Source organism: Pseudoalteromonas aurantia 208 (assembly GCF_014858725.1).
Classification (GTDB): Bacteria; Pseudomonadota; Gammaproteobacteria; order Enterobacterales; family Alteromonadaceae; genus Pseudoalteromonas; species Pseudoalteromonas aurantia.
Map to the genome: position 1 here is coordinate 1,361,890 of NZ_AQGV01000012.1, position 23,563 is coordinate 1,385,452.

The 23,563-nt window shown below is 40.3% G+C and carries 30 protein-coding genes; 8 read left to right on the forward strand and 22 right to left on the reverse strand.

All coding sequences use genetic code 11. The annotated features are described in order from the left end of the window. Positions 1 to 81 precede the first annotated feature (81 nt). Entirely contained in the window at positions 82 to 438 is a 357-nt protein-coding gene (locus tag PAUR_RS09680) for a LysR substrate-binding domain-containing protein (RefSeq protein ID WP_192508549.1), read from the reverse strand. A gap of 63 nt (positions 439 to 501) precedes the next feature. On the opposite strand from PAUR_RS09680, the gene PAUR_RS09685 reads away from it, so the two are divergent. Beyond that, on the forward strand, positions 502 to 1,581 hold the full coding sequence (locus PAUR_RS09685; RefSeq protein WP_225738331.1) for an ABC transporter substrate-binding protein: 1,080 nt from the start codon (positions 502 to 504) through the stop codon (positions 1,579 to 1,581). 588 nt (positions 1,582 to 2,169) lie between these two features. On the opposite strand, the gene PAUR_RS09690 is transcribed toward PAUR_RS09685, so the two are convergent. From PAUR_RS09690 to PAUR_RS09735, 10 genes are read right to left on the reverse strand one after another with little or no spacing between them, the layout of a single operon-like run. Then, complete coding sequence (locus PAUR_RS09690) at positions 2,170 to 3,306, reverse strand: phage head morphogenesis protein (RefSeq protein ID WP_192507558.1); 1,137 nt, start codon at positions 3,304 to 3,306, stop codon at positions 2,170 to 2,172. Between the two features lie 7 nt (positions 3,307 to 3,313). Then, positions 3,314 to 3,844 carry a hypothetical protein gene (locus tag PAUR_RS09695; protein WP_192507559.1) on the reverse strand — a complete coding sequence of 177 codons (531 nt, stop codon included), beginning with the start codon at positions 3,842 to 3,844 and terminating at the stop codon, positions 3,314 to 3,316. 43 nt (positions 3,845 to 3,887) lie between these two features. Continuing rightward, positions 3,888 to 4,370, reverse strand: a complete 483-nt coding sequence (locus PAUR_RS09700; RefSeq protein WP_192507560.1) for a hypothetical protein — start codon at positions 4,368 to 4,370, stop codon at positions 3,888 to 3,890. A 56-nt stretch (positions 4,371 to 4,426) separates the two neighbouring features. Then, positions 4,427 to 4,891, reverse strand: coding sequence for a hypothetical protein (locus PAUR_RS09705; RefSeq protein WP_192507561.1), 465 nt, complete (start codon positions 4,889 to 4,891; stop codon positions 4,427 to 4,429). After that, positions 4,884 to 6,371, reverse strand: a complete 1,488-nt coding sequence (locus PAUR_RS09710) for a phage portal protein family protein (RefSeq protein ID WP_192507562.1) — start codon at positions 6,369 to 6,371, stop codon at positions 4,884 to 4,886. The genes PAUR_RS09705 and PAUR_RS09710 overlap by 8 nt, the downstream gene beginning before the upstream one ends. Next, the gene (locus tag PAUR_RS09715) at positions 6,364 to 8,103 is read right to left on the reverse strand and encodes a hypothetical protein (RefSeq protein WP_192507563.1); all 1,740 of its coding nucleotides are present in this window, start codon (positions 8,101 to 8,103) and stop codon (positions 6,364 to 6,366) included. The genes PAUR_RS09710 and PAUR_RS09715 overlap by 8 nt, the downstream gene beginning before the upstream one ends. After that, positions 8,103 to 8,606 carry a DUF1804 family protein gene (locus PAUR_RS09720; protein WP_192507564.1) on the reverse strand — a complete coding sequence of 168 codons (504 nt, stop codon included), beginning with the start codon at positions 8,604 to 8,606 and terminating at the stop codon, positions 8,103 to 8,105. Before PAUR_RS09720 ends, PAUR_RS09715 begins: the two co-directional genes overlap by 1 nt. A gap of 1 nt (position 8,607) precedes the next feature. Next, positions 8,608 to 8,856: a hypothetical protein gene (locus tag PAUR_RS09725; RefSeq protein ID WP_192507565.1), complete on the reverse strand. Its 249-nt coding sequence runs from the start codon at positions 8,854 to 8,856 to the stop codon at positions 8,608 to 8,610. Continuing rightward, the gene (locus PAUR_RS09730) at positions 8,853 to 9,269 is read right to left on the reverse strand and encodes a glycoside hydrolase family protein (protein ID WP_225738332.1); all 417 of its coding nucleotides are present in this window, start codon (positions 9,267 to 9,269) and stop codon (positions 8,853 to 8,855) included. Before PAUR_RS09730 ends, PAUR_RS09725 begins: the two co-directional genes overlap by 4 nt. Then, a complete protein-coding gene (locus PAUR_RS09735) occupies positions 9,266 to 9,496 on the reverse strand; it encodes a hypothetical protein (RefSeq protein WP_192507566.1) in 231 nt (76 codons plus the stop codon). Before PAUR_RS09735 ends, PAUR_RS09730 begins: the two co-directional genes overlap by 4 nt. 305 nt (positions 9,497 to 9,801) lie before the next feature. Between PAUR_RS09735 and PAUR_RS09740 the strand changes: the two genes are divergently transcribed. Further along, positions 9,802 to 10,542, forward strand: a complete 741-nt coding sequence (locus PAUR_RS09740; protein WP_192507567.1) for a hypothetical protein — start codon at positions 9,802 to 9,804, stop codon at positions 10,540 to 10,542. A gap of 416 nt (positions 10,543 to 10,958) precedes the next feature. Here PAUR_RS09740 and PAUR_RS09745 read toward each other — a convergent pair whose 3' ends face one another. The 4 genes from PAUR_RS09745 to PAUR_RS09760 are packed head-to-tail and all read right to left on the reverse strand — an operon-like array spanning position 10,959 to position 11,869. Then, on the reverse strand, positions 10,959 to 11,147 hold the full coding sequence (locus tag PAUR_RS09745) for a hypothetical protein (RefSeq protein ID WP_192507568.1): 189 nt from the start codon (positions 11,145 to 11,147) through the stop codon (positions 10,959 to 10,961). Next, on the reverse strand, positions 11,148 to 11,309 hold the full coding sequence (locus tag PAUR_RS09750; protein WP_192507569.1) for a hypothetical protein: 162 nt from the start codon (positions 11,307 to 11,309) through the stop codon (positions 11,148 to 11,150). Next, a complete protein-coding gene (locus PAUR_RS09755) occupies positions 11,306 to 11,689 on the reverse strand; it encodes a Mor transcription activator family protein (protein ID WP_225738333.1) in 384 nt (127 codons plus the stop codon). The genes PAUR_RS09750 and PAUR_RS09755 overlap by 4 nt, the downstream gene beginning before the upstream one ends. Before the next feature lie 39 nt (positions 11,690 to 11,728). Then, on the reverse strand, positions 11,729 to 11,869 hold the full coding sequence (locus tag PAUR_RS09760) for a hypothetical protein (RefSeq protein ID WP_192507570.1): 141 nt from the start codon (positions 11,867 to 11,869) through the stop codon (positions 11,729 to 11,731). Positions 11,870 to 12,291: 422 nt separating this feature from the next. Between PAUR_RS09760 and PAUR_RS09765 the strand changes: the two genes are divergently transcribed. Then, positions 12,292 to 12,834 (forward strand): hypothetical protein, encoded by a 543-nt coding sequence (locus tag PAUR_RS09765; RefSeq protein WP_192507571.1) that lies wholly within the window; start codon positions 12,292 to 12,294, stop codon positions 12,832 to 12,834. A 90-nt stretch (positions 12,835 to 12,924) separates the two neighbouring features. On the opposite strand, the gene PAUR_RS09770 is transcribed toward PAUR_RS09765, so the two are convergent. From PAUR_RS09770 to seqA, 7 genes are all read right to left on the reverse strand, one after another. Continuing rightward, positions 12,925 to 13,320: a hypothetical protein gene (locus PAUR_RS09770; protein WP_192507572.1), complete on the reverse strand. Its 396-nt coding sequence runs from the start codon at positions 13,318 to 13,320 to the stop codon at positions 12,925 to 12,927. 291 nt (positions 13,321 to 13,611) lie between these two features. Further along, positions 13,612 to 15,174, reverse strand: a complete 1,563-nt coding sequence (locus PAUR_RS09775; RefSeq protein WP_192507573.1) for a dihydrolipoyllysine-residue acetyltransferase — start codon at positions 15,172 to 15,174, stop codon at positions 13,612 to 13,614. 9 nt (positions 15,175 to 15,183) lie between these two features. Continuing rightward, positions 15,184 to 16,161: an alpha-ketoacid dehydrogenase subunit beta gene (locus PAUR_RS09780; protein WP_192507574.1), complete on the reverse strand. Its 978-nt coding sequence runs from the start codon at positions 16,159 to 16,161 to the stop codon at positions 15,184 to 15,186. Next, a complete protein-coding gene (locus PAUR_RS09785; RefSeq protein ID WP_192507575.1) occupies positions 16,161 to 17,378 on the reverse strand; it encodes a thiamine pyrophosphate-dependent dehydrogenase E1 component subunit alpha in 1,218 nt (405 codons plus the stop codon). Before PAUR_RS09785 ends, PAUR_RS09780 begins: the two co-directional genes overlap by 1 nt. Positions 17,379 to 17,638: 260 nt before the next feature. Continuing rightward, positions 17,639 to 18,673: a succinylglutamate desuccinylase gene (gene astE, locus PAUR_RS09790; RefSeq protein WP_192507576.1), complete on the reverse strand. Its 1,035-nt coding sequence runs from the start codon at positions 18,671 to 18,673 to the stop codon at positions 17,639 to 17,641. A 125-nt stretch (positions 18,674 to 18,798) separates the two neighbouring features. Continuing rightward, positions 18,799 to 20,436, reverse strand: coding sequence for a phosphoglucomutase (alpha-D-glucose-1,6-bisphosphate-dependent) (pgm, locus tag PAUR_RS09795; RefSeq protein ID WP_192507577.1), 1,638 nt, complete (start codon positions 20,434 to 20,436; stop codon positions 18,799 to 18,801). 10 nt (positions 20,437 to 20,446) lie between these two features. Next, positions 20,447 to 20,989, reverse strand: coding sequence for a replication initiation negative regulator SeqA (gene seqA, locus PAUR_RS09800; protein WP_192507578.1), 543 nt, complete (start codon positions 20,987 to 20,989; stop codon positions 20,447 to 20,449). A 126-nt stretch (positions 20,990 to 21,115) separates the two neighbouring features. Between seqA and PAUR_RS09805 the strand changes: the two genes are divergently transcribed. The 5 genes from PAUR_RS09805 (at position 21,116) to fur (ending at position 23,563) form a co-directional block, all read left to right on the forward strand. Further along, the gene (locus tag PAUR_RS09805) at positions 21,116 to 21,880 is read left to right on the forward strand and encodes an alpha/beta fold hydrolase (RefSeq protein ID WP_192507579.1); all 765 of its coding nucleotides are present in this window, start codon (positions 21,116 to 21,118) and stop codon (positions 21,878 to 21,880) included. Between the two features lie 86 nt (positions 21,881 to 21,966). After that, the gene (locus tag PAUR_RS09810) at positions 21,967 to 22,188 is read left to right on the forward strand and encodes a DUF2788 domain-containing protein (protein WP_192507580.1); all 222 of its coding nucleotides are present in this window, start codon (positions 21,967 to 21,969) and stop codon (positions 22,186 to 22,188) included. A gap of 2 nt (positions 22,189 to 22,190) precedes the next feature. Further along, positions 22,191 to 22,469, forward strand: a complete 279-nt coding sequence (ybfE, locus tag PAUR_RS09815) for a LexA regulated protein (RefSeq protein WP_010363446.1) — start codon at positions 22,191 to 22,193, stop codon at positions 22,467 to 22,469. 14 nt (positions 22,470 to 22,483) lie between these two features. Next, positions 22,484 to 23,011, forward strand: coding sequence for a flavodoxin FldA (fldA, locus tag PAUR_RS09820; RefSeq protein ID WP_192507581.1), 528 nt, complete (start codon positions 22,484 to 22,486; stop codon positions 23,009 to 23,011). 105 nt (positions 23,012 to 23,116) lie between these two features. Continuing rightward, complete coding sequence (gene fur / locus PAUR_RS09825; RefSeq protein ID WP_192507582.1) at positions 23,117 to 23,563, forward strand: ferric iron uptake transcriptional regulator; 447 nt, start codon at positions 23,117 to 23,119, stop codon at positions 23,561 to 23,563.

The following is a 23,563-nucleotide window of genomic DNA, read 5'->3' on the forward strand; positions in this document are numbered from 1 at the left end:
AGTAACCAATTTAATGTCCGATATTATATTTCTCGATTGAAGCCGTAGAATGTTCCCCAAAGTTGGAATGTATCGTAATAACTAAGGAGCATTATTAATTAAGTACCGTACCAATTCACTTAATGCAGGATTTTTTATCCGATTAGCTGGATAGACGAGTGAAACTGGCGCTGAAGGCATTTGAAATGACTCCAATATCGGTATTAACTTACCAGTATTCAAGTAACGTCGTACTAAGAAATCAGGCAAAAATGCAATGCCGAGAGCATCGGCTGAATAATCAGCTGCGATATTACCGTAGTTAACTTCTACTTGACCCATAACATTAACGTGTTTTTCTAATTCACCTTCATAGTACCGCCATCGCCCGGGTTTACGAATTGAGCTATCAATAACGCAATTGTGTTCACTTAACTCCCCAGCAGTAGAGGGTTCAATGCATGGAACTACGTTGAATACTCCCGATTATATTTAGATTACTAAGCTCATAGGAAGAACACAATGAAAAGACTAATTGCGACTTTAATCACCTTAATACTCATAATGCCAAATGTATTAGCGAGCACGATAGAAACACGATCATTAGATGAGCTATATGCAGAAGCGGTTAAGGAGGGCGGTCAACTGATGCTTCGAGCTGGGGGGGATAAGGATGATCAAGCAGATTATTATCTAGATATGTTCAAAAAGCGTTTTCCAAAGATTAAATTGACGCACAGTGTTGACTTAAGTTTTTACCATGCATCTCGCTATGATAATGCACTAGAAAGCTCAGCAGATATAAATATCCCTGATGTAATACAGCTTCAAACATTACATGATTTTGACTATTACAGCGAGCGGGGATTACTTGAATCATATAAACCCAAAAATTGGGAGAAAATATATCCGGACTATAAAGATCCTCATGGACATTGGGTTGGCTTATTCGGTGTGGCATTTACCAATGTATTCAACAACAAAATTATTGCAGAAGATGAAGCTCCTCGTGATGCTTTGGATTATTTAAATCCCGCATTAAAAGGAAAGGTCATTTTAACCTATCCACATACTGATGATGCTGTGCTATATCAATTTTGGAATCTAAAAGAGCAGTATGGGTGGGAGTATTTAGAAAAGCTGGTTGCAACAAACCCGACTTGGGTACGTGGAACTTCTATGCCGTATGTCGCGATCAGCAATGGTTGGTACGGTGCCAGCTTTACAACATCTTGGGCGTTTGTACCTTGGCCAAACAGTGACACGCGCCTTATTTTACCTAAAGAAGACTATTTTTTAACTTGGTTTCAAGTTGCTGCAATTCCGAGAAATGCGAAGAATAAAGCGGCTGCAAAATTATACCTAAACTGGATGATATCTAAAGAGTTTCAAAGTAAATGGTTACAATTTCCAGTACGTATGGATGTTAAATCTCCAGGCGGTTATAAATCGGTTCAGCACTACAACACATCACCAGCCGACTTTCATCGATTTATGCTAAAGCGTGACATGGTGGAGCGTTTCCGGTTACAACTAGAACAGTTGATCGGACCATATAAAGGACCAGCACCATTAGAGATGGATTACAGTAAGAAGCCATAAATGATATAAATGGTGTATCCTACCACAATGTCCGATACTGTCTAGTATTGGACATTTAATAAGTAAATCATTCGCTTAATAAAAATCAAAATACCAGCATATTATAATAAGCAAAGATAACCTATAATTTATATTATGTTAAATTACCTCATTTCCCGCATATTGATGTAAGGGGTCGTTCATTTCTAGATTTAATGATGAAGTAATATTTTAGAATTGATGTAAGGGGTCGTTCATTTCTAGATTTAATGAGGAAGTGATATTTTAGATTTGATTGCTCTGGAGCCCCTATTAACTAAGGACTTCGCCTAGACTAACTGTAAGGGGTCGTTCATTTCTAGATTTAATGAGGAAGTGATATTTTAGATTTGATTGCTCTGAAGCCCCTATTAACTAAGGACTTCACATATCCTAGCCTTAAAATCACCACAAATCAAATTACGTTTGTTTTTAGACAAAACCCGCTCATTTTGACTCATTCCACGATCATTCCTGCTCATTATACGTTTAGAATTAGATCACAATCGTTCACTTTAAAACGTGTTTAAAGCGAGTTTAAATAACGTTTAAACCCAGTTTTAATACCGTTTAAAGTTTCTCTACGGCAACCACACGATTAAAATCAGCCATCACTTGAATTGTGATCAGCGCACTGTCAGTTGTTAGCTTTAACACACTTTGATTATAGGTCGCTGAACTTGCTTGCTGAATTAACTGCATTAAGTTCGCTGTTTGTTCAAATCCAATTGCCGCCAACGACACACTTATCATCGCGTCATCAATGACCACCAAAGTACTGTGATCTAAAGCAGACTTGGCAATAACTTTATCAACCGCATTGTTATTCAAGTGCCCGACTATCAATTTTGCACCATCATCTAACTCTCGTCCTAAAGCTTGTTTAGCAGCTGTTGTTGCTATGTGTTTTTTAAAATGTGACTCGCCAGCATTCACCGCATCATTGAACTTTGGGATCAACACATCTCTAATGTGTTTGTCTTGCTTATAGAGTGTTTTGCCCGCTGATATGTCACCACCAAGCCATGCTTTACCTGGATTATAGTCCCAGCCCAAATCAATGCCTGGCAAACGTTGTAATTCTTCACCTGTGTTAGCGTCTACCTCGGTAAAATATTTAGTGTGTTCTTTTAATGCGTTTTCTGGCGTCACCGTTAAACCTTGGCGTTTTATCTCGGCCTCACTCAGGTTTACAACCTTGCACCGGCACAGCCAACCATTTGGCGGATAATGGGTATCCCAGAAATTATGTTCAATTGGCAATAAAATGTAATTCCACTTGCCATGTTGCGGCCTTACGCGTTGATCACCCGCCGTTAAATATAATAAATATGGCCGACGCGCTTTTACCCGTTGCTGTTGTTCCCAACGGCCAGCTGCTCGTGCCGTATTTTTGTTATTACGATAAATCGTTTTAGTTCGCCAGCCTCGTTTACCGTTATATGACCAACCATGCTTAGCAACAATGTCATCAAAGCGTTTTCTAAATGCTGCTAACGTTTCTCCATCTTCTATGGCATGCGTCACAGCCTTGTGTAAATCACCAAGTAATTCGGTATTCGTTGCGCCTGCAACAGTAAATGCGCGCGCATGGATATGGCCCCGTAAATCTTTGTATGACTCAGTGGGTATTTGGATCTTCTGCTTAAAGTGGGAAATGGCTTCGTCAAACTTTATGAGTCGACCATATTTGGGAGAAACTGGCATAAGTGCCCTACTTAAATTTGCTTAATAAGCTATTGGTTTTATGCTTTGACCCTTGGCTTGACCCATAGAAAAAGTTAAACATGCCACCCAGTGCCGTCGCTAAAATAAAGCCCAGTGCAGTATCAGCAAACCGTTCTGATCCGGCTGGTATTTCTATAAACGTTACCGCTGCTATATATAAAGACGAACTGACCGCCCAAAACCACGAAAATTTATAGATAAAGCGCTTTGACTCGTTATCATCTTGTTCAAGTGCCGTTTTTTGCATATCGCGTGCACTGTTTACATTCTTAAAAGCGATTTCTTCTAAATGCTGTTCTTTGTTAAGCAGCGCTGTACGAAATTGATATTGCAGTTCAGTGCTTTTACTCATTTTATCAATCACGGTTTCGGTATCTTGCACACCCGTGAGTGTTTGCGCCATATCAACCAGTTTTGTGGCCACATCAGCGCCGTTATCGCCACCAATCCAACGACCAATTTTATCGTCTAATCCAGTGAGTTTTGCTATTCCAAGGGCTATGGTTATTGGGTCCATTATGTGCACTCCATAGAGTTGTTTTCATTACTTATTGCCATAACTACCTCTGTTTAGCTTTTTGAATATTTACTTCAAGATCATGCCAACATACCGACCTAAATTTACTGTTTAGAGACTTTAAACATTCATCTTTCAGATGCTCAAAATTTTCTATTGAAGCACACAATGCACGACCACCTTTATAACCCGTAGGTACCCCATTTTTCAGCCAGAAGTCTCGGGCATGTTCAAACGCATCTTTAGCCTGCTTAGTGTTGATGAAAAACATATGCTCGTGATAATCACTATTTAAATGCCCTGTTTCTACAAGCTTTCTAAGTCGTTTGAGGATTTGTTGCTTGCCAATAGAATCCGTTATCTTGTGTCTTTGAGTCCTATGAATTGAACCCGCTCTAAGCCAAAAATCATTATCCTCAACAACGCCATACCTATTGCCTACATATCTAAATAAAGCACCTGTCACCAAATTCGATAATTGTAGCGTCCATATTTTTTGTATTAATGTGCTGTCATCGACTTTCATAATCGAACTCCCCCCTAAACGCGGGGCTTGCCCGCGTATACATGTGGTTTAAATCATTACGCGGCTTTGCTGTCTTTTTTGGTTTTTTCACCCGTCCAACGGGCACTTAAAGACTGTGAAATACTAAAACAGGCTTGTAGTTCTGCGTGTTTTGCATAGTCCTCATCACAAGCCATTTCTTTAAGCTTTGCGCTCGCTGTATATGAAACAGATTGTGTTGTCAGGTCTTTAAAACGAGGGCCTAGAAGTGTTTTCAGTTCTTCTAAGTCAGAGATTGAATACCGCTCAGCTTGCGTCGGTGTGCAGCGCCCTACACCTTCAATAACCAATGCTTGACCAACCTCTAATTTCTTTAAAATCTCACTGTTAATTTGCTTTACTTGTTTTTGCGCATTTTCAATTTGTGTTTTATATTCCCAGCCTTTTAGGGCCAACTCAGCGAGTGTTGCACTGGCCTTGCGCTTGCTTTCGTCTTTACCTTTTTTTGTGATCACAACAATGCTTTTTTGTTCGTTAGTCATTTGGAATTTCCTGTTGGTTGGCTTCATTCATCCCTTGCAAAAACTCAAGCTCAAACGCTGAAGCTGCAACTTCAGCGAGTGCGTTATCGGTTATGCCAGGGAATGTGTTTTTAATGCTGTTTTGTAACTCGGTGAGCGACTCGGCTTGCTGTGCAAACTGCCAAATCTGTTCAATTTGGTCGCTGGTTGCTTTATCGAACTCATCGAATGTAGACACGTCGGTATCTGTATTATCATTGGCCGCAAAATCTTGTTTTGCAGCACTGGCAATACCTGCGCCATCGTCCTGTACTTCTAATATTTTCTGGCCGGCTTGGGGCTTGGGAATACCCAGCGTGTTATAAGCGTGATCCTCGGTGACTGGCACCAGCTTTGCGCTTTCACGTACTACGCTGACCGCATCTAAGTTGATGTCTTTTTTGTCACGCCAAATGTATTTAGGGGGTTCACCACCATCAAAGTTTATTTGGTGAATGGCTTCTAAAATTTGATTTCTATACCCAGATACAAGCGCCCTATCAGCTCGTTGGTTTTCACCCGCGCGTTTAGCATGGGTTTCACTGGCAGCCCTTGCTCCGCCTTGCTTTTGTTCTGTTGCTAAGGTTTGGCTGGTGAGCGCTTTGCTCATTTCTGAGTTACATAAATTAATAAGCTGCAGCTGCACGGGCTCGCCGCTCATTTTGCTTTCTAATATTTCCATAGATGTGTCGTCAGGTATAACCGCCACACCGTCACTAATGAGCTTTACTAGCCCGTTCATGAGCTCTTCTATTTGCCCATCAGGTGTACCAACGGGGTGTTTGCCTATAGGAAATGGCACCCCAAAACGCTCACACAACTGTACAAAAAACTTAAAACCGCCATGCTTAAACGTCCATGGCCAAAAGCAACTGCTTAATAGCGGAATACCGTAAGGGTTTTTACTGCTGGGCATATGTCGAACGCAGGTCCAACGGGCGTGATCAGTGCGTTCGCCTTGCGGGTTTTCTTTGGTTTTCACAAGGAGTTCGTGATCTGAATTAAACACAAAACGACTGGTGGGCCAGCTGTCGATGCTCGATGGCAACCATTGATTATTGGCCTTTTCATACTTGCCTAAATGCGTAACCGAATAGCCGTGCAAAATGGCGCTGTAATTGTGCCAATCTAGGTCTAGCCACTGAGTATTTACACGGGGCCTACGTGCAAACAGTTGCTTTGCTAACTCATAGCTTTTCTGGCTTGCTGCATCATCACCGCCTGGTACCAGCTCTGCATTGAATGCAAACATACCTGAGCGTAGTGAACGCAGTTCACCAATTACATGGGGGTCGCGCGTTATCTCATCATAAATCAGCGCGCTTTTACCTGCTTTGCGTAGCACTGGATCAGGGTTGGGCAACTCCGTCATCATGGCAAACGTGTTGGGGTCGGTTGCGCTCATGTTGAATAGCTTTTGTAGTTTTCTATAGTTCTTGTAGCTTAAATGCGGCTTAGACATGGTAGCCCTCAATATTCTGAATTACTTTGGTACTGCGAGGCTTGGGTAAACCACCCGCGCCAGTGCTTGAAATCATCCACAAAATAGAAAGCGCGCAGCTCAAATCGTAGTGGTGCATGCTTTGTTTATCGGGCCAGTTTTCTAACTCGTCTTGAAGTAATCGGCATTTAGTATGCAGTGCAATTTGCGCTGGGGTATTGGTTACAAAAGGCTCAAGGGCTTCTATTCGTTCTTCTTGTGCCACGGTGGCTGTCACGCCTCTAAGAGGTAATGCAACATTCTGATCAAGGCCGCGTTTTATATAGTCTTGGCGCATGTATTCAAACGCGGTGTTGTTCTCAAACCCCCACACTAAGCAGTTAAACTCACGCTGCATGCGTATCAAATCATTCAGTAACTTACTGGCTCCACGAACTTTGCGGCTCTCATGCTCTACGTGCAGCTTTTGCAGTTCTCTGCAGTAAAAACCAACCAACAAAGCACTGGGGTCGGCACTGGCCGTTTTACCCATACTTGGATCACAAGCGCCGTAGGGGATCCATGTGTTTAAGCGGTTGACCCAAAATTCAAATTGGAAAAATATTTGCTCTTCATCGCTTTTAGCAATGCCCTGCATTTCTCGGTTGAATTCGCGCTTGTTTGCGGCCCACATACACATCAAATCGTACAGTGTTCGCACACTGGGCCAGCTGGTTTGTGATCCTTTGCTCATTTGCTTTTTATGTTTCAGCCAAAACTTAAAGCTGGGTTTATCATGGGTGGCAACTGCATTGCCTTTTTTGGCCTCACGCTTTTCAAAGTCTTTGTCTTTATGCAGCATCAGCTCACGGCATTGCTCCCATAAGTCCATACGCTCAGGAAATTGGGCAATGGCTTTAAACTTATGCACGATATGACCAGGTGCAGATTCAGCCCTTGATATAGGGTCGTCATTGTTGAGTACGGTGTTTACGCCTAAGAATTTCACAGAGCCATCGGGCGGCCCAAGGTATTGCACGCCCGCCTCTAAAAAGCGCCAACGTGTGTCTCGTTCGGTGGCTGATTTGGCTTCTTTGTCTGTTAGAATATCGTCTGATAAAAGCAGTTTTGGCCTGCTTGCGCCATGGAATGCACCCCTTACTGCTTGGTCTGCGCCACGCCCTTCAAACCTAACGCCCTGTGCTGTTACAAACTCGCCAATTTTCCACGTGTTGGATGCTGCACACACTTCAGGAAAGTCTAACGACAAGTTGTTATTGTTAAGCAGCTCGGTCTTAACCACCTCTAATGTTTTTGCGGGCATCTTGGTTTCAGCGCCAAACAAAATCACAAAGTCGATAAATAGATTAGGCTTTTCAATGCCTAGTTCTTCGCATACTTCATCGTCTTGTAATAAGGCTAAAACAGCGATATAAAGCGGGGCTATTTTTACCGCTAAGGTACTTTTACCCTCGCCTCGTGGGGCCACAAACCAGTTCTTCCAGCCATTGGGCAACGCAATGGCATTGGGAAACCACTTCATAAAGTAATCTTGAAACTCACTTGCCTTTTGGTCGTCATCCAACCACATATGGTGGGGAAAATACGTATACACAAAAAACTCAAAATCGCCGTTTAGCACCCGTTTTCTTCGCGCTGAAATTGCCTCGGGGCTTGGGTCAATATTACGCTCTTTGGCTTCGATGTCGCGGCGCAGTGTGGCTGCTATGTCGTCGAGTTCTTTTAAAAACTCTCTTGAATTCATATCCGCCATTAGTCGTCTAGCTCTTTGTCTAAACGTGGGCCAAAAGCGTGAAGGATTTGTACAAGTGCAGGGCTAAAGTCAGGGTGATGAGACGATACAAATTGAGCGAGTTTTTTCAAAACTTCTGCTGCAGTGGTACGTTTTTCGACTTTTTTGTTACCACCGCCAAGACCCATCACTTTACTGTATGTATCACTAAGCTGAGTTAACACCTTAACTCTTTCAGTTAGGGATAACCCGTTGTCAGGGTCTCTCAATAAAGCGAATGTTTCGCTGGTTTGGATCGTGTACTCCTCAATAAAGTCCTGAGTAAACTCGCCAGCAGGTCCAGTGGCTTTGCGAGCAGCTGCGCGGGCTAGATCCCAGTCGTCGCCATCAGCTTTTGCTTCCGCTTTCCAGCGTCGAGCAGTACCATCGGCAACACTATGTTTTATTGCTGCGACTGAAAGAGCCAATAGCTCGTTTACATAGCTGTGACGTACTGCAAGTTTGGTATCAAAACTGTGAGCCATACTAACTGCCTCCAGCCTTTAACAGCTCAACAGCCATGGCCACAATTAGACCCGCACCACCACCAAAGCCTGCTATTTTGACGCGGTTATTGGTTACATGGGTTTCAACCTTTTCAACACGGGCTTCTAAGCCGTCAACGCGTTTGGTTAGGTCGGTTTTAATGTCGGTGACTTCTTTTAAAATCGCGGTTTGTGTCGCTTGAATTTGGCCGATTGATTGAAATAGTTGGTTCTCTTGCTCTGGGGTCATAGCTGCCACTCCCCGCTTGCCATTTGTTCGGCCAGTTCGTCAGCGCGGCTACCTACTTGTGAGGCCCAGCGGCTGTTGAGCATTTCAATTGCGGCGGTTTCCCATTTCCCGGCTTCAACTGCTGCGATGGTTTTTTTGAAATTGAGTAGCCCAGCAATACCGAGGTTAAACGCCATGTTTATGAGTACGGCTTTACGGGCGGGGTTACACTTTGATATGTCGATATTGCTTGTTACTTGTTTTGTAAACGCGGTTATATCATTGCGCAGTAAATACAGGGCTTCGTCTTCTGTTATGCCTCTGTCTTCTAAATTTCGGCCGTAGCCAATGGTTTGTTTATTCTCGGAGCAAAGATAAACCGTGGTCACACACCCTTCGTGCTGTTTTAATTGTTGTTCTAGTTTTTCCATCATTCAGACCTGTGCTTAAGTTTGTTTTTAACTTGCACAAAGCAAAAAGGCACAGTTTTGGGTGGTTTAGCAGCACGCTTTTTGGCTAACAGCGCTTTCACACTATTACGTAGCAACTGTAAATATCGTGGCTCACATAATGCCGCAATCGCTTGTTTTTCTTCTCGCGTATTTGCAGCAACTATGTATTCAGCCAACACCCACACAGGCAATGATTTTGCTTTGCTCATGGGGCTATTTTGGCGTGCTAACTATATGAGGGGTATATGTAAACTAGTTTGCAAAGTGGGGAGTGAATTCACTAAATTAGGCTAAATTAAAAATGGCTGATATGCAAGAAATAGTGATTGGAATGAGAACATCACACAGAACTTCAATGGCAGTTATGAATGAGAAACAGCCGTTCGTATACATTCAGTTTATTTTTCTAGTCGCATGATTTAATATGCTTATCAATTATTTAAAGTAAAATCGTTTTTTATAAATCTCTACCTTGTAAGGTAGGCTCCCGCTAATCTGCTTTTCAAGGAAGCTCATGAGCAAAGTCAAAATTAAGTTACTAACTATTGGGCATATGCCTTTAAATTTCAGTACTGCGAAAATCAAAAAGTGGAAATCTTCTACCTTTGAAATAGTAGAAGATTTTGATAGTTTTACTCTTAACTGTGATTCTGACGGTTATAACTGGGAGTTTTCTGATCGGCTTGTAAAAGAGCAATTACCTATGAATTTTAATGGGGACTTCATGATCGCTATTGTTAATGTGCCAATTGAAAATAATTGGTACTCTCGAAGATTAGGCAATAATCAAGTTGTATTTACTTTTAATGAAATCAAAGAAATTCTAGAGCACTCAAATATCCCTTTAGAAAACGTAATTTACCGTATTCTTTATGCTTACACCTTATTGTATCGTCGTGCCGGAGATAAGATTCCAGATTTTGGTGAAGTAACTGGGTATACACACGACGAAACTCGAGGTTGTTTATTTGACATGAATGGCATAAAAACAGACCTTATTGCTTCGTGCCATAAACCAATTATTTGCAATGAATGCCAAGTAAAATTAAGTAATGAAAGAGTGTCAAAATCATATATAGACTCTTCAAAAAAAGAAATAAAAAGAATCAGAAAAGATCTATATTTCAGAATCCTAGGATGGGTGAAAAAGCATCCAGTATTAGCTCTAGTACTTTCAAGTCTATTAGCTATTAGTTTAGGTGTAACGAGCTCTTTAATTGCCTCTTGTATTCTAAGCTTTGTTAAAACTCTATAATTACTTATAATGTTGATTATGAGTGGTGCTCATTAAACAACTTAGCATCTAAAATCAAAGATTTGGGTCAAAAAAAGACTCTGTTTTATATTTATTAAAAAATCTATAGTCTCGTTATGTGTAGGAGTGAGCATTGGCTTTTATATGCATTGGTTTCGTAACTTTGATTCTTACTTACCACGCTCAAATTAAAGCGGGTGATAAGTGGAATAGTTTTTTAGTTTACGTATTTTCTGTTGCAACGTATTTATGCGCTTTATTTTTGAAGGACATCGAAACTGAAAGTGATATGTTAAGTATTATTTATAGTATTTGCGCGATTTTTTTTATGTCTTCAACGCTATTCGTTACTTTGGCAATAAAGCCAGATAAGTTTAGATGAATAATAATAGCAAGAGAGTTAAACCCAATTAACATCAATCAGGTTTTATTCTCTTAGCCTCTTCAAGCTCTTTTTCTAACTTTAAAAGCGGTAATCCAAGGCGTTTACGTTGTTTAATATGTTTGCTCAACATGGTAATACCGGCTTTGAGCATCCACGGTTTTGGTTCGCTGCCACCGCTTAACTGTAAAGCGGTGAGCAGCGCAAAGTTGTTTTTATCCATTTAAGGTTTAGCTGGGGCGATAGACTCGCCGCCATTTCTGCCAATAGTTGTGTCTATACAGTCAGTTTTTTCGGCATGTTTAGGTGAGCAACTAACATGGCCTAGCACATAACCAAGTGTGACTAGCCCTATAACAACAAGTTGTTTCATTGCTAAATTCATAACTTAAACTCCATTTGCTGTTCACGGTAAACCTCGCTTGCTTCATACGCGTTGTACTCGTGTAGAATTTTGTTTATCCACTGGCGTGTAATTTTAAAGCGCTTTACCAGCTCTTGAATCGTCGTGCCTTTGGCCACTTCATTTACTATTGTTTGGTTACGTACTTGAGCGAGTACTTTGTTTAACATGGGTACTTGATATTGCTGCTCTGCATAGCGCGATAATGCAGTGCACATATCCATACCAAACACCTTTACAAATTCACAGTTTTGCGTGGGGTGCTTGGGGATATAAAACACCTGACCGCCCTGCTCAGTGAGTACGCCTATGGCTTTTTCAACGCCCAACACATCGACAAATGCGCGAATGCCTGCGGGCAATGCTCTTAAGTCGACTTTTATTCACTCATGACATTTAGCTCACTCATCGATTAAGCCCTCTATGCTGTACGCGCGTTCAATGGCCCGTTCTTCTAGTATTGCTTCAACGGTTCTGCGCTGACGACACCGTACAACATCTTTGGCACTTGGCTTTCTATAGCCTTGGTTTTCACTGAACATTTCTCTGTTTGGGTTTATGGTAATATGGTAATTCGCTGGTGATTAAATTAAGCTTTTTGTCACCACCACTGCCGTTATAAACGAATTAAACTCCTGCTAGTGATTGGGCTATTGGTTTGGTCATTAATGATAGAAATTTTTTGCGATACAAATATTATGTTAAATTTACTGTGGTTCTATATTTTAAGGCCTTTTGCCCACTCTTTTTAATAGGGTTATTAGATTACTTGACGTTATACATATCAACAACTGCGCACTCATTTCTATTTCATGATCACTAAGTACCAAGGTTTATTTTACATATGAAACATTGAATTTAATTTAAAAAAATTTAATCATAGGGCCTAAAAATAATTGGCTGATGTCAAACTCATGATTCGTTTGATTTCACTCATATAAAATTTGGATTGCTTTGTTATATTATGAACATTAAATATATTTTTATTAGCATCATATCAGTACTTTCTTTGTCGATATGCTCTCACTTTTTTGCTATTGGCCACAACTTAACTTGGATTGGATTTACCCAGCCGCAACAGTTTATTTTATTATTGTTAAGGTTACTGTTTTTATCACTCATCGTTGAGCGTATTGTCGAATTGTATGTCATAGCTTACCGACAACCTGGAAAAATTAAACTCGTAAATAGAATTGATAATGGCAATAAAGATGAACGGATTGAAGCGACAGAATTATTAGCTAGCTACCGGGCAGAAACAACAAAACAAGCTGGCATTGTAGGGTTTTTAATAGGTTTAACCATGGGGCTAGTTGGAATACGTATTTTTTCAGATGTATTTTCTTTTTCGGGGATCCCTACACTACAGCTCATTTTGTTCAATGCATTTGAATTATTTACGATGGGTGCGCTAATGGCCGGTGGGTCAAAAGGAATTAATAAAATAGTTAGCGGTATTGAAGCTTTTGCAAGTATAGGAAAACGCAAGTCTGCGCATTCTGATTGAGCATTACCAGTTCTTTCGTGTTGAAATATATGGTCATTTACATTATGTTAAAATGACCATGAACTTTAATTGGCAACGCTAAGGGTGCAATTACTTCCCAATTTTTTTAAATTTTAGTGGGCCTGTTTTTCCATCTGAGCTGTAATAGCCAACTAACTGCGTACCGTCATTTGAAAGTGCCAAAGTATGAGTGCCTTCTGTAGTCCAACCAGGTATAGCTTGAGTCACCTTAACCTTATATTCTATCGTATTTCCTGAACGACTTCCGATACCATACTCAACCAGGGGAAGACCTTTAAACTCTACGTAATGGGTTATATATATAGCGTCTTTATCTTGGGATACAATCATGTGTCCATTTTTAAAATGTTCATTATTTACATCCTCCCAAAGACCATTAATATTTTTTGTCTGTGCTGCAGAAACAGAAAACACAGCTAGAAAAGTACTTACAAATAACAAGGTTAATGAATTGTATTTTTTCATCGCTAACTCCATAGCATAAGTATTCCAATAGATTCTGAGACAATGTAGCGTTTAATGAGCTTTATTTCAATTGAGAACGATTACAATATATTTAAAACACTTGCGGCCTTTGCTTATAACTGGATAGTTTCTGAAAGCATTGAAAATAAAACACGAAAATTAGTGATTAATAATATATAAAGATTATTATCGTAGCTATGAATTCAATATTTAAAAACCATAGATATAAAAATCCCCACAACTGTGGGGATTTGAGAGTCAGGCACTATTGAAAACGTGACAAAGTAGATCTTAGCTCATTGCCATCATCATTTTGGCAGGATTTTCTAAGTAGGCTTTCCATAAGTTATTAAAGCGTGCGATTGTACCACCATCTATTACACGGTGATCGCCAGACCAGCTAACTTGCATTATTGAGCGTGATACGACATTACCTTGCTCATCGAAGCGTGGTAAATGTTGTAATTTACCCAGTGCAACAATGGCGACTTCTGGTTTATTAATGATAGGCGTTGCGGTTGTGCCACCAATTGCACCAATGTTTGAAATTGAAATCGTGCCACCTTTTAAATCATTTGGTGAGACTCGCCCTTCTCTTGCGGCATTGGTTAAACGAGTTACTTCTTGAGCAACATCAACAATTGATTTATTTTGGCACTGTTTAATGTTCGGGACTAATAAGCCCAGTTTAGAATCAACCGCCATGCCAATATTATGATCATCAAAATATGTTAGTTCAGTACACGCATCATTCACTTGTGAGTTAACAATTGGAAACGCTTTAATTGCTAAAGACAATGCCTTAATGAAAAATGGCATCATGGTTAGCTTTATACCGTCTTTTGCATATTGCTCTTTTAGATCTTTCCGTAGAGCGATTATGTCAGTTAAATCAATTTCATCACTAAATGTAAAGTGCGGGATCGTTGAAACGGATGCGACCATTTGTTTCGCCATAGCCGCTTTCATGCCTCGAATTGGTTCAACGCGTGTGCTGTTTCCTATGATTTCAACTGATTTATTCACAATATCAGTTTGCGTGTCGACTTTGTCATCCGATGTATTTACTGGTGCTTGCTCAGTATTACCTGATACAAAGCGAGCTATATCTTCTTTATAAACCCGTCCATTTTTACCCGAGCCTGGCACTAGATTAATATCCAGATCTCTTTCTTTTGCTAACCTTCTTACCGCCGGAGATGCAATCGCTTTGCCATTTGCAGCGAGTTGTGTTTTTACTGGTTCAGCAGCAGTTTTTATGTTTTCTGTTGGGGTCTGTGAAGTGACACTTTGATTTGAAGTTCCACCACTGTCACCAGCTAAACGCATTTGAAATAACGGGCTATGTACCTGTGCAATCTCACCTTTTTGGTAATAGAGCTTTTCAACAACTCCATCATATTTAGCCGGTATTTGGACCAATGCTTTGTCAGTCATAACATCGCACACAGCTTGATCTTCTTTAATCTCATCCCCTTGTGCAACAAGCCATTCGACAATTTCACATTCGACAATTCCTTCACCGATATCAGGTAAAATAAAATCTTCAAAATGTGTTGCTGAATCTACATTATCTTGCGTGTTATTTGTCGGCGAATCATTGACTGACTCCACGCCAGCAACTTCCATTGCAAAAAGTGGCTCATGTACCTTAGCGATTTCACCTTTAGCATAATGTAACGTTGTTATCACGCCATCATGTACAGCAGGAATTTGAACAAGTGCTTTATCTGTCATAACATCACAAATTGGCTGATCTTCTTTCACTTCATCACCGACAGCAACAAGCCATTCGACAACTTCGCACTCCACAATACCTTCACCAATATCAGGTAGAATAAATTCTTTAGCCATGACTACTCCTTAAAACTCTACAGACTTTTTAATTGCAGCAAATACTTTAAGCGCATCTGGCACATATTCTTTTTCTAACGCTAATGGATATGGCGTGTCGAGACCACACACTCTAGCGATAGGTGATTCTAAGTGTAAAAAGCATGTTTCTTGAATCGTGGCTGCTATTTCCGCACCAAAACCATTTGTGATTGGTGCTTCATGACTAATAATGAGTCTACCCGTTTTCACAACAGACTTAGCTATTGTGTCAACATCCCACGGTAGAATGCTACGCAAGTCAATGATCTCACAACTAACCCCTGCTTCTTCTGCCTTTTGAGCTGCTTGCTCGATGATCTCCATTTGGGCTCCCCATGCTAAAAGAGTGACGTCTGTACCCTCTTTCACCACTTCAGCCTTGCCGATTTCGATACTATAGTCTTCTTCAGGCACCTCGCCAATCGACGCACGATACAAACGTTTGGGCTCAAAGAAAATAACGGGGTTATCGTCTTGAATACATGCACGTAACAAACCCTTTGCTTGGTATGGATTACGTGGCACAACCAGTTTTAATCCTGGAGTATGGGCGAAATATGCTTCAGGTGATTGTGAATGATATAACCCTCCTGCGATACCACCACCATATGGTGTACGAATGGTCAAATTACCTACATCGAATTCATTGCCACTGCGGTAGCGGAACTTGGCAGATTCATTGACGATTTGGTCAAATGCAGGGAAGATGTAATCAGCAAATTGGATCTCGGCTAATGCCGGCGCACCAAAAGCGGCCAAACCATTAGCAAAACCTAAGATACCCTGTTCCGTCAGTGGTGTATTGAAAACACGGTGTTTACCATACTTCTCTTGTAAACCTGATGTGGCTCTGAAAACGCCACCAAAATGACCTACATCTTCACCAAAAATACACGCTTGGTTATGTTCAGCCATTGTAATATCGAGTGCCGAGTTAATGGCGTGTAACATGTTCATTTTAGCCATTATTTAATTCTCCCTGCGGTCACTGGATATGCTTCTGGATGTTGTTTTATGTGCTCTTTAAGTTCTTCGTATTGTTTTTGCAAAGCCGGTATCGGTTGATCATATACATCTGATACTAACTCTTCGAGCGCTGGCTTTTGAATTTTTTCTGCTACTTTTAATGCTGCTAAAATATCTTCTCTGATCTTATCTTTTTCAGCTTCATCTTCTTGCTCATTTAGCCACCCTTGTTTTAATAGCCATTTCTTGTAACGTTCAATTGGGCAGCTATCTTTAAATTCGGCTTCTTCTTCTTTACTACGATACCCAGATGGATCATCAGATGTTGAATGGGCACCTAAACGATAAGCGATAGACTCAATTAAAATGGGTTCACCATTTTCAACAGCCATTTTTCTAGCAGCTTGCGTTGCTGCAAACACTGCTAATGCATCACCGCCATCCACTCGAATCGTTTTTATGCCGTAACCTACGCCGCGAGAGGCGATCCCGTCGCCTTTAAACTGCTCGTCGGCTGGAGTCGAAATTGCATAACCGTTGTTTCTTGCAAAGAATAATACCGGCGCCTCATGCACTGCGGCCATATTCAAACCTGCATGAAAGTCACCTTCAGACGCGGCGCCTTCGCCAAAATAACAAATGGTCAAATTATCAATTTCAGAACTAAGTTCACCGGTTTTAGGATCAATATGTTTTAGTTTCTGTCCATAGGCATACCCTGTTGCTTGTGGGATCTGGGTACCTAAAGGCGATGAAATAGTTAGGTAGTGTAATTCATTTGAACCGTAATGAACGGGCATTTGACGCCCTTTACCCAAGTCTTTTTCGTTAGAGAAAAGCTGGTTCATAAACTGTTCTAGAGTGAAACCTCGGTATGCCAATGCTGCTTGTTCACGATACTGGGCCATGATCATATCTTCTGGCTTAAGCGCAGCTGCACTTGCTGTAATTGCAGCTTCTTCTCCTAAGCACTGCATATAAAAACTCACTCGCCCTTGGCGCTGTGCAGCTTGCATACGCTCATCTAATAAACGAATAAAGCGCATGGTCGAATATAGGTTTAAAGCAGTTTCTTGATCGATATCAGGGGCTGTTGCGCCTTCTAATATCTCTCCATTTTCACCAAGTATTGTCAGTGTTGGAATATTTAGGGCATGGCTATCAATAAACTTCAGCGCATGACTGATATTTAGCGATATGTTATTGGGGTTAGTCATAACCTACCTTCTCTTGTTGTCGAAACACATTTGCAAACTATGAGACACCAATTTTTGAGCTTTGGAATATCTACACATTCGCGTTATTTCTTATACGAATAATCTGTGCGACAAATGCAAATTGATTAAATTAAAGCAACCTTCACTTTACGTTAACGTAAAGGGTTATTCAACTGATAGTAGGTGAATAACCCTTAATTTGCATTATATAAGTTGGAAAGTTTTCGATACGGAAATAAAAAACCTTTTATAACAACGAATTAAATGAATTTTTCATTTATTTCCATTGGAATAACAGTTAACAGTGCACGTTGACCTAGTGCAACTTTGGCATTTGGAAAGATTATAGCCTCACCCTCGACTTCCGCAAAATACTGTGTATCACCATCTGTAGCCAATAACGCATTTTTAGAAAAACCCGTGAAATTCACTGCGCTGTCAGGGAATGGGAAAGAAAATTCATCATGTATTCGGTTTATTGTTCGATGAACTTGAAACAACTCAAAGTCTTGCGCATTAAAATCTCGATATTTCACTTCCTCTTGGCTAATTAATGCGGTCAATGTATCTTTGGTTTTTGCAAATCTAGCCATGTCATTTTCACCGAATGGTTTTACTTGCCCAAGTTCGACGGTAAAGGCATCGGCACCAAATTGAAATGACGAGAAATAACTAAAGGTTGTTGCTGCAGAACGCATTGTTAATACCGTATTTACGCCACAAGACAGTAAAAACTGTAATTGTTGTTTTTTCCATGGTTTGCCATGCAAATATGGATAGACCGCAAATTTTTCATTTTTAGAACCACGAATTGCCGTATGCAAATCGTAATGGCAGCGGTAACGCCCTTCTTCTACACTGGTAAAGAAGTCAGTCACATAGGTTTCTAATTTTGCTGCTCGAACGCGTTCTGGGTTTGTGATCTCTCCCTTTGCATGTTCACCATTAAAGAGTCGATTTAAGTTTTCTTCAACAAATCGGTTAGCGATATTAATTGATTTCGGGTTACCATAAATAAACAATACTCGCTGTTTTAGGGTGAGTTCGCCCTTTATGACCGATTGAATTAACTGATCGCATATTTCGATTGGAGCTGTTTCATTACCATGTACCGCACTTGATAGAACAATATCCTTTGAGGTGTTGCCTTGGGGAGTAAACTGAATAACGCCTGTATCAAGTACTTCCACTAATGTGCCGTTATCCAGCGTGAAATTGCTAGCCGGTAAGTCGAATTCATTTTCACGTGTTAGGGTTAAAAAATCCCCAGTTTTCTTTAATGCTTCAAGGTACATACAGCCACCTGTTATAATAATGTGAGAGTAAATACCCTTAATTAACCCGACTACAATGACGTCTGTCCGCTTATTTAAGGATACAAAAAAGCCATGCATCACGCATGGCTTCAAATAAAAATAAGTTAGCTAATAACAGAATCAACTAACTCTTTTGCTTCTTGCTCAAGCTGAGCCAGATGTGCTTCACCTTTAAATGATTCAAGGTAGATTTTATATATATCTTCGGTACCTGAGGGGCGTGCAGCAAACCAGCCAAACTCAGTCACAACCTTTAAACCACCAATTGAGGCATTATTGCCTGGTGCGCGAGTTAAAATCTGGGTGATTTTATCACCGGCCAATACGTTCGCTGTTACGTCGCTTTCACTCAGGGCTTTCAGTTTATCTTTTTGAGCTATGTCAGCTGGTGCGTCTATCCTTTTATATAGTGGCGCGCCAAATTTGGCCTCTAACTCTTTATATCGCTGCGAAGGGGTTTTGCCAGTCACAGCCAATATTTCCGCTGCCAATAAACCAAGGATAAACCCATCCTTGTCAGTATTCCAAACGTCACCATTCAAACGCAAGAAAGACGCGCCGGCGCTTTCTTCCCCACCAAACGCCAACCATTGCTTATTGAGCCCCTTAACAAACCACTTAAACCCAACAGGTACTTCATATACTTCATGATTATTGGCTTGTACTACTTTATCAATCATGCCTGAAGACACTAATGTCTTACCGATTTTAACGTCGCTAGGCCAGTCTCTGTGGGTTAATAAATAATCAATGGCAACAGCTAAAAAGTGATTTGGATTCATCAACCCATCTTTGGTTACAATGCCATGGCGGTCATAGTCTGGGTCGTTACCTATGCCAATGTCAAAATCATCTTTAATAGCGATTAAATTAGCCATTGCAAAAGGAGATGAGCAATCCATACGAATTTTGCCATCTTTATCCAGTGGCATGAATCCAAATGCTGGGTCGACAACATCATTAACTACGGTTAAATTTAGGTCATATTTTTTAGCTATAATTGGCCAAAAGTTGATGCCAGACCCCCCAAGTGGGTCAACCCCAATGGTTATGCCTGCAGCAGCAATTGCCTTTAAGTTTATAATGTTCTCTAAGTCATCAATATATGGTGTCATTAAATCTTCGTATTTAATAAAGCCAGAACGTTTTGCTTTAGCATACGGGAATAACTCTACTTCAACGAGATCTTCAATGAGTAATTGATTTGCTCTGTCTTCAATCCATTTCGTGACATCAGTATCGGCGGGCCCCCCATTCGGTGGGTTATATTTAAAGCCACCATCTTGGGGTGGATTATGTGACGGCGTGACTACAATCCCATCGGCTAACTCATTAGGGTGGGATTTATTGTAGGTGACAATCGCGTGGCTAATCACAGGTGTAGGCGTATAATCATCGTTATCTTGTGTAATAACTTGCACTTCGTTTGCGACTAATACTTCTATAGCTGAATTGAAGGCAGCTTCAGATAGCGCATGGGTATCTTTACCTAAAAATAATGGGCCAAAAATATTATTTGCTTTACGGTAGTCACAAATAGCCTGCGTTATCGCTAAAATATGCGATTCATTGAATTTGACATTGTAAGAGCACCCTCGATGCCCTGAAGTACCAAAAGCCACACACTGTTCTGGATTTTGCTCTAGATCGGGTTCATTCAAATAATATGCAGACATCAATTTAGGGATGTTAACTAACTCTGATTGCGCAGCTTTTTTTCCTGCACCGGGATGAATTGCCATTAAGATTTCCTTATAGGTAGTCTCGGATAGTTTCAGCTTGTGCTTCATTATAACCTAGGCCAAGTGCAACCTCGTGAAGCATCATTTTTTTACGAGTTGTGTTTGAGTTGGTCATCACCCAATATTCACTGTCCAGAATATTTTTTGGGTTCATACTACTACCACTTTCAAGCAACGCTTCTTTGCTTGTCGCAAAGTAAATTCGATCTCGGCCTTTGATATCAAGTACTTTTTTAAACGCTGTTTTATGTGTACGATGTAAGGCACATAAAATAAACAAAAACCTGCCAACAACACCTTTTTGCATAGCAAGCTCTTCTTTATTTAAAATATTAAATACGTTAGCTGAAGATTCTGACACTTTAGTGACTGTGTCTTCGACCGCCACTTCAGTAGCTACTGGTTCCGCGTCATCTTCCGTAATCGATTGAATACTATTATCAGGAGTCAAATTTAATAAACGACGTAAGATTTGCGAGGCACTCTCACCAATACTTTGAGTGTTACTGGCAATATATTGATAAAGCTCGTCATCTATTTCTATTTTTTTCATGCTTTTCCTGTCATTACTGGTATTAATGCATCTCAAAATGATTATATCCTGATTTCACAGATTACTCTACGGCTTTGCATTTATGTCTTTGACTGGCACAATTAGCACAGATACATTGGAGAAAATATGTTACTAAACTATAAGCAAACAGGAACAGGTCCTAACCTAATTTTGATGCATGGCCTGTTTGGCTCACTAGAGAACCTCAATATAATCGCAAAAGCCTTGTCTGAACACTTTACGGTGGTCAATGTTGACTTGCGTAATCACGGGCAATCATTTCATGATAACCAGATGAACTATGACGTCATGGCAAACGATGTCGTTGAATTAATGCACCACCTTGGCATAGAGAAAGCGCATGTTGTAGGCCACTCTATGGGTGGCAAGGTTGCCATGCAGTTCGCGACCCTATATAAAGAAAAAGTCACAAAACTTGTGGTGCTCGATATTGCACCTGTTACTTATCAACCCCGCCATAATGAAATTATTAACGGCCTTAATAAAGTTTCACTACACCCACACGTCGTTAGTAGAAAACAAGCAGATGAAATTCTATCCGAGCACGTAGAAATGGCGGGGGTTCGTCAGTTTTTATTGAAAAGTTTGGCCAAGAATCCAAACGGCAATTTTAATTGGAAATTTAATTTACCTGTTATCTCTGCAAACTATCAGAGTATCATTTCTAACATAAAAGCTTATACAGGCAATTCATGCGACGCATTGTTTATCAAAGGAAATAACTCTGATTACATTCTTGCTGAGCATCGCGAAGCAATTGTGGCCATATTTCCCAACGCAACTGCTAAAGTTATTCATGGTACTGGCCATTGGCTACATGCAGAAAAACCACTGCCTGTAAATAAATCAATTATTGATTTTCTTCAATAATTGTTCGGTTTTTGTTGTACCGCTCTTAATTTATCTTTATTGAGTATGGTATAGTAGCCGCCGTTTAAGTTTTCAGTTGGGTGCATATGGTCAGCCAGTATATTAATGAATTTGAAACCTTAGGACTGTATTTCGCTTTAGCGGGTATTTTCTTTTTTATCGGAATGGCAATTCAAGACGTTTTAAAAAAAGGTGATGTACCCAAGTTTGGTCGATATACTGTGTGGTTAGTATTGTTTCTAGGCTGCTCTGGTTTTATTGCTAAAGGGCTAATTCAAGTCTTTTGGCAAGGCGCAGGTGTTGGATAAAAATGGCCAAATCTGAAACAGACAGAACAACGATTGATTTGTTTGAAAATGAAAAGCGACCAGGAAGACCAAAAACTAACCCACTCCCCAGAGAGGTTCAGTTGAAAGTCAATAAGCGCAATCAAATAAAAAGAGATCGCGCCAGAGGTTTAAAACGTGTTGAATTTAAGGTTTCGTCAGAGCTTTACCAAGCATTGAGCGATATGGCTGATGAGCAAAACATTAGCCGCAGTGCTCTGATAGAGACCATCTTGCAAGAGAAATTAGCGAATAACAGATAGAAGGTAAGTATTTAATGGCAAGCGTAGGTATATTTTTCGGCAGTGACACCGGTAACACAGAACATGTTGCTAAAATGATTCAAAAAGAGCTAGGTAAACAGCTCATTGACGTCAAAGACATTGCAAAAAGTAGTAAAGAAGAAATTGCTGAATTCGATTTAATTTTGTTTGGCATCCCTACTTGGTATTATGGTGAAGCACAATGTGACTGGGATGACTTCTTTCCAGAACTTGAAGAAGTCGACTTTGAAGGTAAACTAGTCGCGATTTTCGGTTGTGGTGATCAAGAAGATTACGCTGAGTACTTCTTAGATGCTATGGGTATGATCAACGACATTGTGACCGAGCGTGGTGCGATTGTTGTTGGACATTGGGCAACTGAGGGTTACCAATTTGAAGCATCTAAAGCCATGGCTGATGACAATCACTTTGTTGGCTTAGGGATTGATGAAGATCGTCAACCAGAATTGACAGAACAACGTGTAAAAGCATGGTGTAAGCAAGTATATGACGAAATGTGTCTTTCAGAGCTTGAAGACTAAATAAAAGACTACTTTGCACTTCACGCTTTAGCGCGTTATTCTTAAGTCAAAGCAGCGTCGTGCGAATGACTTAAGACAAAACTATAATTAATTGAGACAGAGTGAATGACTGATCACAACTTAGAGTTAAAAAAAGCAGGTTTAAAAGTAACATTACCAAGAATAAAAATTCTTGAAATATTACAATCACCTGACAACCAACACATCAGTGCTGAAGATGTGTACAAGATTTTACTCGATAAAGGTGAAGAAATTGGTTTAGCAACAGTATACCGGGTACTAAACCAATTTGATGATGCTGGCATTGTTACACGTCACCATTTTGAAGGTGGAAAGTCTGTTTTTGAGTTATCTGGTAGCACTCATCATGACCACTTAGTATGTTTAAAATGCGGTAAAGTTGTTGAGTTTGAGGATGAGATGATTGAATCTCGTCAAATACAAATTGCTAACGAAAATGGCATACGTTTGACTAATCACTCGTTGTATTTATATGGTGAATGTGAAGACATGGAAGCGTGCAAAAAGTATGCGGATGAAAACGGTAACTAA